Origin of the sequence: Neisseria subflava, assembly GCF_003044645.1 — a bacterium.
In the GTDB taxonomy this organism is placed as follows: Bacteria; Pseudomonadota; Gammaproteobacteria; order Burkholderiales; family Neisseriaceae; genus Neisseria; species Neisseria subflava_B.
The window spans coordinates 22,240-34,247 of the sequence record NZ_POXL01000009.1; the positions used below are offsets into that span (position 1 = coordinate 22,240).

Annotated in this window: 15 protein-coding genes; 8 read left to right on the top strand and 7 right to left on the bottom strand. The window is 47.2% G+C overall.

From position 1 onward, the window contains the following. Positions 1-30: 30 nt before the first annotated feature. The gene (gene metF / locus DBY97_RS09935) at positions 31-912 is read right to left on the bottom strand and encodes a methylenetetrahydrofolate reductase (RefSeq protein ID WP_049323818.1); all 882 of its coding nucleotides are present in this window, start codon (positions 910-912) and stop codon (positions 31-33) included. A gap of 168 nt (positions 913-1,080) precedes the next feature. Continuing rightward, on the bottom strand, positions 1,081-1,278 hold the full coding sequence (gene iscX, locus DBY97_RS09940; RefSeq protein ID WP_003682097.1) for a Fe-S cluster assembly protein IscX: 198 nt from the start codon (positions 1,276-1,278) through the stop codon (positions 1,081-1,083). 299 nt (positions 1,279-1,577) lie between these two features. On the opposite strand from iscX, the gene DBY97_RS09945 reads away from it, so the two are divergent. Beyond that, positions 1,578-2,198: a hypothetical protein gene (locus DBY97_RS09945; RefSeq protein ID WP_107858227.1), complete on the top strand. Its 621-nt coding sequence runs from the start codon at positions 1,578-1,580 to the stop codon at positions 2,196-2,198. A 75-nt stretch (positions 2,199-2,273) separates the two neighbouring features. On the opposite strand, the gene fdx is transcribed toward DBY97_RS09945, so the two are convergent. The 4 genes from fdx to hscA all read right to left on the bottom strand — a co-directional run bounded on the left by fdx (position 2,274) and on the right by hscA (position 5,638). Further along, the gene (fdx, locus tag DBY97_RS09950; RefSeq protein ID WP_003745561.1) at positions 2,274-2,615 is read right to left on the bottom strand and encodes an ISC system 2Fe-2S type ferredoxin; all 342 of its coding nucleotides are present in this window, start codon (positions 2,613-2,615) and stop codon (positions 2,274-2,276) included. Positions 2,616-2,707: 92 nt separating this feature from the next. Then, positions 2,708-3,070: a TIGR02328 family protein gene (locus tag DBY97_RS09955; RefSeq protein WP_049337076.1), complete on the bottom strand. Its 363-nt coding sequence runs from the start codon at positions 3,068-3,070 to the stop codon at positions 2,708-2,710. Beyond that, on the bottom strand, positions 3,067-3,696 hold the full coding sequence (locus tag DBY97_RS09960) for a GIY-YIG nuclease family protein (RefSeq protein WP_107858228.1): 630 nt from the start codon (positions 3,694-3,696) through the stop codon (positions 3,067-3,069). The genes DBY97_RS09955 and DBY97_RS09960 overlap by 4 nt, the downstream gene beginning before the upstream one ends. An 82-nt stretch (positions 3,697-3,778) precedes the next feature. Further along, complete coding sequence (gene hscA, locus DBY97_RS09965; protein ID WP_107858229.1) at positions 3,779-5,638, bottom strand: Fe-S protein assembly chaperone HscA; 1,860 nt, start codon at positions 5,636-5,638, stop codon at positions 3,779-3,781. A gap of 245 nt (positions 5,639-5,883) precedes the next feature. On the opposite strand from hscA, the gene rpsF reads away from it, so the two are divergent. From rpsF to mltB, 5 genes are all read left to right on the top strand, one after another. Further along, positions 5,884-6,255: a 30S ribosomal protein S6 gene (gene rpsF, locus DBY97_RS09970; protein ID WP_004519252.1), complete on the top strand. Its 372-nt coding sequence runs from the start codon at positions 5,884-5,886 to the stop codon at positions 6,253-6,255. Then, positions 6,252-6,554, top strand: a complete 303-nt coding sequence (gene priB / locus DBY97_RS09975) for a primosomal replication protein N (protein ID WP_180947864.1) — start codon at positions 6,252-6,254, stop codon at positions 6,552-6,554. Before rpsF ends, priB begins: the two co-directional genes overlap by 4 nt. Before the next feature lie 6 nt (positions 6,555-6,560). Beyond that, on the top strand, positions 6,561-6,791 hold the full coding sequence (rpsR, locus tag DBY97_RS09980; protein ID WP_003678863.1) for a 30S ribosomal protein S18: 231 nt from the start codon (positions 6,561-6,563) through the stop codon (positions 6,789-6,791). Between the two features lie 16 nt (positions 6,792-6,807). Beyond that, positions 6,808-7,260, top strand: coding sequence for a 50S ribosomal protein L9 (rplI, locus tag DBY97_RS09985; protein ID WP_003678862.1), 453 nt, complete (start codon positions 6,808-6,810; stop codon positions 7,258-7,260). Positions 7,261-7,468: 208 nt separating this feature from the next. Further along, positions 7,469-8,548 carry a lytic murein transglycosylase B gene (gene mltB / locus DBY97_RS09990; protein WP_107858230.1) on the top strand — a complete coding sequence of 360 codons (1,080 nt, stop codon included), beginning with the start codon at positions 7,469-7,471 and terminating at the stop codon, positions 8,546-8,548. Positions 8,549-8,605: 57 nt separating this feature from the next. Here the strand turns inward: mltB and DBY97_RS09995 are convergent, their stop codons facing one another. After that, positions 8,606-9,319, bottom strand: coding sequence for an aldose epimerase (locus DBY97_RS09995; RefSeq protein ID WP_107858231.1), 714 nt, complete (start codon positions 9,317-9,319; stop codon positions 8,606-8,608). Positions 9,320-9,517: 198 nt separating this feature from the next. Here DBY97_RS09995 and dnaX point away from each other — a divergent pair, with 198 nt between their 5' ends. Next, the gene (dnaX, locus tag DBY97_RS10005) at positions 9,518-11,518 is read left to right on the top strand and encodes a DNA polymerase III subunit gamma/tau (protein ID WP_107858232.1); all 2,001 of its coding nucleotides are present in this window, start codon (positions 9,518-9,520) and stop codon (positions 11,516-11,518) included. Between the two features lie 90 nt (positions 11,519-11,608). Continuing rightward, complete coding sequence (locus DBY97_RS10010; RefSeq protein ID WP_003678854.1) at positions 11,609-11,944, top strand: YbaB/EbfC family nucleoid-associated protein; 336 nt, start codon at positions 11,609-11,611, stop codon at positions 11,942-11,944. Positions 11,945-12,008 lie beyond the last annotated feature (64 nt).

The window sequence follows — 12,008 nt, forward strand, 5'->3', positions numbered from 1 at the left end:
TAAATCAGAATGGGGAGGCCGTCTGTTTTATTAACGCGGACGCACGCCCAAAATATGGCAGATGGCGTAAGTCAGTTCGCTGCGGTTGAGGGTGTAGAAGTGGAAGTCTTTGACACCTTCGCGCGAGAGGACTTTGACCATGTCGATAGCGATGCTGGCGGCAACAAGGTTGCGCGTGCCTTGGTCGTCATCCAAACCTTCGTACATTTTAGACAGCCAGCTTGGGATTTTGACGTTGGTCACTTGGGCCATTTTGGTCAATTGTTTGAAATTGGTTACGGGCAGGATGCCGGGAACGATTTCAACGTCAATGCCCATCATCACGCAACGGTCGCGGAAGCGCAGATAGCTTTCCACGTCGAAGAAGAATTGGGTGATAACGTGGTTGGCACCCGCATCGATTTTGCGTTTCAGATTAATCAAGTCGGCTTGTGCGGATTTGGCTTCCGGGTGCACCTCTGGATAGGCCGCTACGGAAATATCAAAGTCGGCAACGGAGCGCAACAGTTTGACCAAATCTTCGGCATAGAAAGGTTTTTTCTCGTAGCCGGGCGGCTCGTCACCGCGCAGGGCGACAATGCGGCGGATACCGCTGTCCCAATAATCTTTGGCGATTTGGCGCAACTCGTCAGGGCTGGCGTCGATACCGGTTAGGTGGGGGGCGGCGTCAAGGCCGGTTTCTTGTTTGATGCGTTTGACGATACTGTGTGTGCGGTCGCGTTCGCCGGAGTTTGCGCCGTAGGTTACGGAAACGAATTTCGGATGCAAGGTTTGCAGGCGATGGATGGAATCCCACAGCATGGTTTCCATTTGTTCGTTTTTCGGCGGGAAAAATTCGAACGAAACGTTGATGTCGCCTTTCAAATCAGAAAGGCTGTTGTTTAAAGCGGCGATTTCTCGAGCGTGATTCATGGTTATGCACCTTCTGCATATCTTTTATTTGTTGTCAGACTGCATAATAAATTTGAGGTTGGTATGAGTCAATTTCGAAATTTTCCGAAATTGTATGAATAGATTTAATAAAGACCTCAGGCCGTCTGAAAAACAGCCTGAGGTTTTATTTGATGAAAAGGGAAAAGGTTATTCCGCTTCATCTATCCAGGCTTGTTGCACGGCTTCGAGAATGCGCTCGCCACAACGCGCCGGATCATCGTCAAATTCAGGCAGAGCCATAATCAAATCACGCAGTTGGGTGAAACGCACGGTTTTCGGGTCGATGCTGTCGCCGTGTAAGTCGTAGAGTTCTTCGGCGATGCGTTGGGTATCTGTCCATTTCATGATGTGTTCCTTTATTGGGTTTCGACTATTGCCAATTATTTTAATCAAGAAGAAGTCGGACTGCCAGATTGTTTTACGGAAGAAGGGCAGATAAATGATGACGCTATTTTTTAACAAAATAGCATAGTTGCGTTAAAATACGGCAAGACACTTAAAACTCACGGCAATCTGCCGTTTTATACTTTCTATTCCGTTTTGAATGATTTGGTTTCCATGCAAAATTTACATTTCGCTATGCAACCAAATTTTTTGGAACGGCTCTTAAGACAATCCATCGCTTAAAAATAAAAGGAAAAAAGATGAATAACGCACTCAACGCCAAGCTGTCCAAACTGATTTACGCGCTCGCTTCCGATGATCCGGAGTATCTGTCCAAAGCAGGCGCATTCGACCGTTTGCTGTTGTTGGTTCGCGAATTTTATCGGATGCTGGACGAAACAGAAGGTTTGAAGCAGCTGGTGTTCCGTCTGTATTACGGCAAACACTATGGCTTGATTAAACTGGATGCTGCTTCACCCAACGACGATGCAGGCGCATTAAGGTTGAAACGTTGGATGGTTTATTCGCGCATCGCAGAGCGTATCGAAAATTGCGGCAAGCATTTGTCGGTCGTGCTTGAAGATGCAGTGTTGGAAAATGGCGCGGACAAATCGCGTTATATAGATGAAGCCAATGCCATTATAGAGCGTTTCGGTTTGGCAAGGGATGAGGCAGCACTTTCGGCGATTGAGGCAGAGGAAGCTTTGAAGGCTGAGGCTGAACTGCCGACAGTCAACAAATCTCAGAACGCGGCTCCCCGTTATAACGGCAATCTGCATCAAATCAGAATGCAAGAAAAAATTGAAAATTACTCCGCTACGCAGAAAGTGGCTTCCATGCAAATTTCGCGTATGCGTTTTATTTTTCCTCATATCAAATAGTTTGCCGCATAAGCAACAGGCCGTCTGAAAACCATGAATTTGTGGTTTCAGACGGCCTTTTCATTCAATCTTGTTTTAATGGTCTTCACGTGCATGGTTGATCGTATATTTGGGAATTTCTACGACCAAATCTTCATCGGCAACGACTGCCTGACAGCTTAAGCGTGAATCGGCTTCCAAGCCCCATGCCTGGTCGAGCAGGTCTTCTTCCAGTTCGCTCGGCTCTTCCAAGCTGTCAAAACCTTTGCGGATGATGACGTGACAGGTTGTGCAGGCGCAGGATTTTTCACAGGCGTGATCGACTTCGATATCGTGGTCGAGCAGTACGTCAAGGACGGTTTGACCTTCCGGTGCGTCTTCGATAACCGCGCCTTCAGGGCATAATGTCGCGTGTGGGAGTACGGTAATTTTTGGCATTTTTATTGTCTCGGTTGTTTAAGAGTGGTTGTGGTTAAAGTGGTTTCAGACGGCCTTGGGTATTCAATATTCAGGCCGTCTGAAAAATGGGTTTATAACATGATGCCTTTACTTTTTAAATTTTCCAGACATTCGTCCAAGTAAGCATCATCATGTTCAGCATAAATCGGCGAAGTAGCTGTTTCAGCCGCGTGCGAATGGTATGGGGCAACGGCTTTGCCGCGATACAGCGGGTCTTTCCATAAGGTATCGGGTTTGTAACCGCGCTTTTCCATCTCTTCCATAATCAACGCGTGATACAGATAGAGTTTGTAGGGCGAATGGGTAAAAACGTAATTAACCGTCGCATGCGGTCTGCCCCAGCCCGCTCCGCGTAAAGCAGCGCATTCGCGGTGTTGCCCCAAAAGCTGGGCGCGGGGTAGTAGGGGGATAAGGGTTTGGTGCCAGAGTCTCATTGTGATTCAAATAATTTTGAATATTCTGCGTAAGCTTTCTCTAAATTTTCTTTTGAGTAGGTAGTATAAATATGAAGACCTTCTTCAATTTCAGTAGTTAGCTTTGTTCCACTTTTCCCAAAGTATTCGTTTTTATAGAGACGGACTTTGGAATTTTTAGGTTTATGTGTATTTTTCGAAGAGATGAGATTTCTTAATATAGAAGGATTTTGTTGGTGCTTTTCTTTGATAAAGGAGATAAATGCACTTCTGTCTATTTCAAAAATTTTTTCTTGATGATGTTCTTCGACAGTTTTTTCAAAACCCAACTCTGCTATTTCATTTTTAGGAAATACAATTTCACCTCTTAATGAGAGAAAAAGCCTTTTCACAAGATTTTCATCAATTGCAAAAAGCTCAGTTTCTCCTATTCGGCTTTTGCCGAAAATTTCATGAAGTAAGGTTTCTTTTTCTTTATAGTTGTCGGTTTTAATCGCTAGAATACGTTCTAACCCGGCAACGTTTGCGTAGCCGTTGTTTTCCAAATGGCGCATTCTAGTTTCAAAATTATTTTCGTCAGTAATACCAATTTTATATACGCCTTTGATGACGGTTTTCATCAGGTAGACAATGCCCGCTTTTTCCATTGTTGTCCTTTATTTTTATTTCTGTATGAAGATATCTTTTCAGACGGCCTTTTTATCAAAGTCCGTCTGAAACCATTTGCCGTCAAATATTATCAACGCTTTGACCTGTCAACGCACGTTGGATGTTGCGGTTCATGCGTTTGGCGGCGAAGTTGTCGGTGCTGTGGCTGAGCTTGGCGACGGCAGCACGGATCTCTTCGGCTTTACCGTCTTTCAGACGGCCTTGCAAAACGGCGATGTCTTGTTGAATCTGTTGCAACTCTTCGGCTTCCAACAAGTCGCTATCCAACTCAAGGGCAGCATTAACGGCGTCGGTCAGGCTTTCGGCTTCGACTACGGCTTCGGCTCGGGCACGGGCTGCCATGTCTTCGGCAGCGTTGCTCATGCTGTCTTTGAGCATTTGGGTGATGGTGCTGTCGTCCAAACCGTAGGAAGGTTTAACTTCGATTTGCGCCTGTACGCCGGTGCTTTGCTCTTGTGCAGAAACGGACAGCAAACCGTCGGCATCAACTTGGAAGGTCACGCGGATACGCGCTGCGCCTGCGGCCATCGGCGGAATGCCGCGCAGGGTAAATTTGGCAAGGCTGCGGCAGTCGGAAACGAGTTCGCGCTCGCCTTGTACGACGTGTATCGTCATGGCAGTCTGACCGTCTTTGAAAGTGGTAAAGTCCTGCGCACGCGCAGTAGGAATGGTGGAGTTGCGCGGGATAATTTTTTCGGCAAGACCGCCGTAGGTTTCTAGGCCAAGCGACAAAGGTGTAACGTCAAGCAGCAGCCATTCGCCGTCGGTTTTGTTGCCGGCAAGGACGTTTGCCTGTATGGCGGCACCGAGTGCAACCACTTCGTCGGGGTTGAGGTTGTTCAGCGGAGTTTGACCAAAGAAGGTGGCGACCGCTTGTTGAACGTGCAACATGCGGGTAGAGCCGCCAACCATAATCACGCCCTTGACATCGGCCTTGGTTACGCCTGCGTCTTTCAAAGCCTGTTTGACGGGCTCGATGGTTTTTTGTACCAGATTTTGGGTTAGGTTGTGAAACTCTTGGCGGGTAATGACGGTATGGACTTTATGGCCGTCTGAAAGTGTAGTTTCGATGACTGCTTCAGTTTGAGTGGTCAGTTTTTCTTTGGCGGTACGGGCAAGGGAAAGCAGAAGTTGGCTGTCTTGTTCGTTGAGTTTGGAAAGGTCGTTTTGTTCGAGCAAGTAGCAGAACAAACGATGATCGAAGTCGTCGCCGCCCAATGCACTGTTACCGCCGGTGGCTTTGACTTCAAATAGGCCTTTAGTCAGTTGCAATACGGATACGTCGAATGTGCCGCCGCCCAAGTCGTAAACGACAAACGCGCCTTCTGAGGCGTTGTCCAGTCCGTAGGCGATTGCGGCGGCAGTCGGTTCGTTAAGGAGGCGCAAGACATTTAAGCCTGCCAAGCGTGCGGCATCTTTGGTGGCTTGACGTTGGGCATCGTCAAAATAAGCAGGTACGGTAATGACGGCGCCAACCAAATCTCCGCCTAATGATTCTTCTGCACGCGATTTGAGGGCTTTGAGGATTTCTGCCGATACTTCGATAGGCGTTTTTGCACCTTGACGTGTGTTTAACTCGACCACGCGCTCATTGGGTGTAAATCGATAGGGCAGGTATTGCGCCTCTTGTGCGAGGTCGGTAAGGGTGCGGCCGATTAAGCGTTTGGCGGAGCTGACGGTATTTAGCGGATCGGTTTTTTGGGCGGAAAGGGCGTTTTTGCCGACTTCAACTTCGCCATCCAAATAACGGACAACCGAAGGTAGGGTGGTGCGGCCGTCTGAATCGGGCAGGCAGACTGCGCTGCCACTGCGTACGGTGGCCACCAAGCTGTTGGTTGTACCTAAATCAATGCCTACGGCGAGGCGGTGTTGATGAGGGGCGGCGGACATGCCGGGTTCAGAAATCTGCAAAAGAGCCATGATTGTGTGCCTTCTGATGCTGTATTTATTAGGATGGGGCAGATTTTAGCAGATTTTTGGCAGATAGTTGAGTGGTTTGCTAGGAAATAACCATAAGGCCTAATGTTGTTTTTTAATTGAAAAGAAAGTGGATTTTGAATCCGGACTTGTATTTTTTAAGAAATGCGGATAGAATTCAACCTCTTTGCCTTGCCTTTTACTTCGCATGGTGAAAGGCTGTTTTTAATCATCCATAAGGAGATAACATGCGTCATTACGAGATCGTGTTTATCGTTCATCCTGATCAAAGCGAGCAAGTGCCTGCTATGGTTGAGCGTTACAAAACCATGATTACTGAAGCCAACGGTAAAATCCACCGTTTGGAAGACTGGGGTCGTCGTCAATTGGCTTACCCAATCAACAAAATCCATAAAGCACACTATGTTTTGATGAATATCGAAACTACTCCCGAAGTGGTTGAAGAGCTGGAAACTGCTTTCCGCTTCAATGATGCTGTACTGCGTCACCTGACCATCAAAACAAAACACGCTGTAACTGAAGCTTCCCCAATGCTGGGCGGCGAAAAAGCAAAAAACTTGCTGAACGGTGCAGCTGAAGAAGTTGCAGCAGCTGAATAAGATTGAACAATCTGATTAAGCTTACCGCCCGTATCTTGCAGGTTCAGCCTTTGAGATATACGCCGGCAGGAATCCCTGTTTTAGATATTGTGTTGCAACATGAATCTTGGCAGGAAGAAAACGGACAAAAATGTCTGGTCAAATTTGAAATTCCCGCGCGGATTTTAGGTAAGCAGGCTGAGGAATGGCAGTATCGGCAAGATGCAGTCATCGAGTCGGAAGGTTTTTTGGCGCAACGCAGCCAACGCTTCCCCAAGCCGGTACTACGCATACAGAACATTAAAGAATATAAAGGTTAAACGACAATGGCTCGTCAATCATTCAAACGTAGAAAATTCTGCCGCTTTACGGCTGAAAAAATCCAAGAAGTTGATTACAAACAAGTTGATTTGTTGAAAGACTTCATCTCTGAAAACGGCAAAATCATCCCTGCCCGCATTACTGGTACTAAAGCACACTACCAACGTCAGTTGGCTACTGCTGTGAAACGTGCCCGTTTCCTGGCTCTGTTGCCTTACACCGATCAACACAAATAATTTTGGAGTTTAAATCATGCAAATTATTCTGTTAGAAAAAATCGGCGGTCTGGGTAACTTGGGTGACATCGTTACCGTTAAAAACGGTTACGCACGCAACTTCCTGATCCCTGCCGGTAAAGCAAAACGTGCAACCGAAGCCAACATGAAAGAATTCGAAGCACGCCGCGCTGAATTGGAAGCCAAACAAGCTGAAATCTTGGCTGATGCTAAAGCACGTCAAGAAAAACTGGAAGGCCAAACCATTACTGTTGCTCAAAAAGCCGGTGTTGATGGTCGTCTGTTCGGTTCTGTTACCAATGCTGACATCGCTGAAGCGATTGTTGCTGCCGGTATCCAAGCTGCTAAAGCAAACGTACGTCTGCCTAACGGCCCATTGAAAGCTGTTGGCGAATACGAAGTTGAAGTAGCTCTGCATACTGACGCTGTTGCTAAAATTACCGTTGCTGTTGTTGCAGCCGCTGAGTAATTGATTCATTCAAGGCCGTCTGAAAATCAAGGGTTTCCTTGGATTTCAGACGGCCTTGTTTATGTGCTTGAGCCGAAGCAAATCGGTGTCGAGTTGCCTATATTTTTGGCTGATTAAAAAGTATGGCGGTTGGCATAGAGAGATGATGTGTTGGATGAATATTCTTTCGTATTCGGATTTGTTATGGTGTTTAATAAAGAGATTATTTATGAATAAAATCAAAATCTTTGGGATGGGTCTGGCTGCTTTGGCTCTGGCTTCATGTAGTACCCCACAAAAGCCTGCTGTTGATACGGCAAAACCTGTCGAGCCTGTTTCCTCTGTAAAACGCCCTGTATTTGATGCAGCGGCTGAATCTGTTGCCAGCAGCGGTTTTAATGAAAACGTCAATGTTCAGCAGTTTATCCAATATGAAGTGAAAAACCGTCGTTTCAGTGCGGAAGAATTGCGTAACTTCTTCAATGGCGTGGTGTATAAAGGCAACATTATTACCATTATGTACCGCCCAAGCACTTCGCGTCCTTGGTATGAATTCCGCACCGGTAACTCCGGTGCGGTCAAATTTAATGGTGGCAGACAATTCTATGCGGCAAACCGTGCCGTAATCGATGATGTGGCACGCAAATACGGCGTACCTGCCGAATTGATTGTGGCGATTCTCGGTATCGAAACCAATTACGGCAAAAATACGGGCAGCTTCCGCGTTGCCGATGCTTTGAGTACATTGGCCTTTGATTATCCTCGCCGTGCCGAGTTTTTCCAAAATGAATTGAGTGAACTTTTGCAGATGGCAAAAGAAGAAAAAGAAAATATCTTTGACTTCAAAGGCAGCTATGCCGGCGCGATGGGTATGCCGCAATTTATGCCTTCAAGCTACCGTAAATGGGCGGTGGACTATGATGGTGATGGTCATCGCGATATTTGGAATAATGTTAGCGATGTGGCGGCTTCTGTCGCCAATTATATGAAACAGCATGGCTGGCAGACCTGCGGTAAGATGGTTGTGCCGGTAAGTCTGACGATTACTCCGCACTTGCAGGCGATTATCGATGAGAAAACTGCCTTGACGCGCACTGTCGCAGATTTCAAAGCTTTGGGTGTCGTGCCTCAAGCTGCTGTTGCGGATAATGAAAAGGCTGTATTGTATGCTTTGGAAACCAGCCCGGGCGTATTTGAATACTATTTGGGCCTGAATAACTTCTACACGGTATGGCAATACAACCACAGTCGCATGTATGTAACAGCGGTGCGCGATATTGCGAATGCAATCAATAACAATGGCCTGTAAACCATAAGAAAACCACCCTTCGGGGTGGTTTTTAGATATTGAGGATTTGTAAGGGAGTTAAGCCATCAGTCTGATTTTCATGGCGTAACGTTTTTTACTGTGTCCTGAAACAAATTGTCCGCCTCGGGCAGGGGATAAAAACGCATTGCCTTCTGCGGTTGGCTCTGCACAAGTATATTGGCCGTTTCGATCGCTCCAGAGGGCATACACAGGCAGATTGTGGGTGCGGATATCCAGTTTCAAGCCGTCAAATGCAACGTGTGCATCCTGGTCGGAGGAAACAAATTCGGTATGGGAGATATAGTCGGCATCGTATGGCGCGCCGTTGAAATCAAATTGTGTGCCGGCGGCGGTGAAGTAGGGGTGGAATCCCGGGGAAGTGCGGACGGGCGATTCTCCGTAATTGCAGACGGTTAGGATGGCGATGGCTTCATTTTCGTTAGGCAGACTGTAATCAAGCAACCATTCGACGTGTTCATAGCCTTTTTCTGTGCTGATTAATTTCAAGCCGATATCCGATTCATTTTGATGGCGGATTTCCCAGTCTGAAGTTCTACCGAAGCCATGTTGGGCCAGATGATTTTTGCTGTCTGGTCCGAATTGGGGTAAGCAAACGTGCATGCCACCGCGTAATTTTGTATCATCGCCCACGTGGACGCTGGTTTTCGGAAATAAGACTTCCCGTCCTTTTAGAATCAGGGAGTCAATATATCCGCCTATTGTATTGACTTGCATAGTGGCTGATTTGTTGCGTAGTATGATTTCAGACATAATAATTTGAGCTTCAAATTGTTTATCATTTATGTAGCATTCTAACATTGCGATGACATGCTGTCGCCGTCGGCTTGATAGAAAATCCTTAATAAAAATCAAAAAAATGCTAGAATATATGCCATTTTCTGAGGCCGTCTGAAAAGCGGATAATTCTTTTCAGACGGCCTTCCGATTTATTTCCCGTAGAGAAACAACATGGCTTATCAAGTTCTTGCACGAAAATGGCGTCCGAAAACCTTTGCCGATTTGGTCGGACAGGAACACGTCGTCAAAGCCCTGCGCAACGCGCTGGACGAAGGCCGTCTGCACCATGCCTATCTGTTGACAGGGACGCGCGGTGTGGGTAAGACCACGATTGCCAGGATTTTGGCCAAGAGCTTGAACTGCGAAAATGCCGTGCATGGCGAGCCATGCGGTCAGTGTGAAAGCTGTACGCAAATCGACAGCGGCCGTTATGTGGATTTATTGGAAATCGACGCGGCATCGAATACCGGTATCGACAATATCCGCGAAGTGTTGGAAAACGCGCAATACGCGCCGACTGCGGGTAAATACAAAGTCTATATCATCGACGAAGTGCATATGCTTTCCAAAAGCGCGTTCAATGCCATGCTGAAGACTTTGGAAGAACCGCCTGAACACGTTAAATTTATTTTGGCGACCACCGATCCGCATAAAGTCCCCATTACTGTATTGAGTCGCTGTTTGCAATTTGTTTTACGCAACATGACGACTCAACAGGTTGCCGAGCATTTGGCGCATGTCTTGGACCGTGAAAATGTTCCGTATCAGCCACAGGCTTTGCAGCTTTTAGGCCGTGCCGCCGCTGGCTCGATGCGCGATGCGTTGAGTCTTTTGGATCAGGCGATTGCCATGGGTTCGGGTAAAGTGGCCGAACAAGATGTCCGCCAGATGATCGGAGCAGTCGATAAACAATATTTGTTTGAATTGCTTGAAGGAATCATCAATCAAAACGGTGAGGCCTTGCTGGAAAAAGCTCAGGAAATGTCCGCCAGAGCGATTGGTTTTGACAGCGCATTGGCAGAATTGGCCATGCTGTTGCAACGTTTGGCTTTGATTCAAACCATTCCTTCCGCCTTAGCGAATGACGACCCTGAGCGTGAAACTTTGCTGCGATTAAGTCAGGCTTTGAGTGGCGAGCAGATTCAGCTTTATTATCAATGTGCTATTCATGGTAAACAGGATTTGCCGCTGGCTCCGGACGAGTATGCCGGTTTTGTCATGACGCTTTTGCGAATGCTTGCATTTGCTCCGTTGGCCGCTTCGGGTTGCGATACGCAAAGTCAGATTGAACACACGGATTTGCATTCCGATCATCAGAAAGCTGAGGCCGAAAAAAAGCCTTTTCAGCTGCCGAAATCTGAGCCGATAGCAGCACCGGCGGTTGAGAAAGAGGCTGTTCCGATCAAACAGGATACCGTTGAAAGGCCGTCTGAAGAAACCATTCAGTCTGCCCAACAACAGACGGATGTGCCGCCTTGGGAAGACATGCCAAGCCAAGTATCGGCTGAGCCGCCTCAAATTCAAGCGGTGCAGATGCAAGAAACTGCAGAGCCATTGCCTGTTGCAAAAGTTCAGACGGCCTCTGAGCCGGAAGAATATCCGCATATGGATGAGGAAATTCCACCTCCGTATTTTGATGAAGCATATACATATGAAGATTCGCATCGTGCTGATGTGATGGAAGTACTGCAGCCGGTTGTGTCTGCTGAGTCTGAAGAAGAGGAGGGAGATGAAGAAGAGCTTCAGTTCGCTCCTTTGCCTGAGTTTAAAACAGAGAATTGGCACAGCATTATCGAACGCTTTGCCCGTAAATTAGGCGCAGCGCAGATGTTGGCGCAAAATGCGGCATGGACGAGTTATGATGCGGAAGCAGGATTAATCATGCTGTCGTTGACGGATGAAGCCAAAGCCACTGCCAATAAAGAGCGCTTGGACAAAATCTGCCAGACGTTGAGTGAGGCCTACCATCTTGGCAATTTAAGGCTGCAAACCGAGCCTTGGCAGGATGATAAAGGCTGGGAAACGCCGGTGATGCGCCGCAAACGTATTCAAGAAGAAGGGCGGCAGCAGGCGCAAGATTTGCTGGAAGCGGATACAACGGCGCAGAAAATTTTGCAAACCTTTGAAGCGCAATGGCTGCCGGATTCTTTAGAATTAGCAGGACATTCTTAAAATACTGACATACAAGGCCGTCTGAAAGGCAATAGCGTTTTTCAGACGGCATGAGTGAAACCCATTTATTCAAACCCATAGGAGTAAAACATGTTCGGAAAAGCCGGATTAGGCGGCCTGATGAAACAGGCTCAACAAATGCAGGAAAACATGAAAAAGGCACAAGCCAAGCTGGCTGAAACCGAAGTTGAAGGCGAAGCAGGCAATGGTTTGGTGAAAGTTGTGATGACATGTTCGCACGTTGTCCGCAAACTTGAAATCAGCCCTGATTTGATTCAAGAAGCCGCTGACGACAAAGAAATGTTGGAAGATTTGGTATTAGCCGCTATCAATGCCGCTTCTGAAAAAGCCGAAGAAACCACCAACAAAACCATGGGTGCGTTTACCCAAGGCCTGCCTGCAGGCATGGGCGACTTCTTCCGCTAAACCCGCGACGCAAAGCAAACAAAGGTCGTCTGAAACGCCAAAAATCAGTTTCAGACGGACTTTG

Excerpts from the sequence above, each read along its gene's own strand:
- dnaX (WP_107858232.1), top strand. The coding sequence starts at position 9,518 with ATGGCTTATCAAGTTCTTGCACGAAAATGGCGTCCGAAAACCTTTGCC.
- DBY97_RS10010 (WP_003678854.1), top strand. The coding sequence starts at position 11,609 with ATGTTCGGAAAAGCCGGATTAGGCGGCCTGATGAAACAGGCTCAACAA.
- DBY97_RS09955 (WP_049337076.1), bottom strand. The coding sequence starts at position 3,070 with ATGAGACTCTGGCACCAAACCCTTATCCCCCTACTACCCCGCGCCCAG.
- metF (WP_049323818.1), bottom strand. The coding sequence starts at position 912 with ATGAATCACGCTCGAGAAATCGCCGCTTTAAACAACAGCCTTTCTGAT.
- DBY97_RS09960 (WP_107858228.1), bottom strand. The coding sequence starts at position 3,696 with ATGGAAAAAGCGGGCATTGTCTACCTGATGAAAACCGTCATCAAAGGC.
- rpsR (WP_003678863.1), top strand. The coding sequence starts at position 6,561 with ATGGCTCGTCAATCATTCAAACGTAGAAAATTCTGCCGCTTTACGGCT.
- fdx (WP_003745561.1), bottom strand. The coding sequence starts at position 2,615 with ATGCCAAAAATTACCGTACTCCCACACGCGACATTATGCCCTGAAGGC.
- iscX (WP_003682097.1), bottom strand. The coding sequence starts at position 1,278 with ATGAAATGGACAGATACCCAACGCATCGCCGAAGAACTCTACGACTTA.
- rpsF (WP_004519252.1), top strand. The coding sequence starts at position 5,884 with ATGCGTCATTACGAGATCGTGTTTATCGTTCATCCTGATCAAAGCGAG.
- hscA (WP_107858229.1), bottom strand. The coding sequence starts at position 5,638 with ATGGCTCTTTTGCAGATTTCTGAACCCGGCATGTCCGCCGCCCCTCAT.
- rplI (WP_003678862.1), top strand. The coding sequence starts at position 6,808 with ATGCAAATTATTCTGTTAGAAAAAATCGGCGGTCTGGGTAACTTGGGT.
- DBY97_RS09995 (WP_107858231.1), bottom strand. The coding sequence starts at position 9,319 with ATGTCTGAAATCATACTACGCAACAAATCAGCCACTATGCAAGTCAAT.
- DBY97_RS09945 (WP_107858227.1), top strand. The coding sequence starts at position 1,578 with ATGAATAACGCACTCAACGCCAAGCTGTCCAAACTGATTTACGCGCTC.
- mltB (WP_107858230.1), top strand. The coding sequence starts at position 7,469 with ATGAATAAAATCAAAATCTTTGGGATGGGTCTGGCTGCTTTGGCTCTG.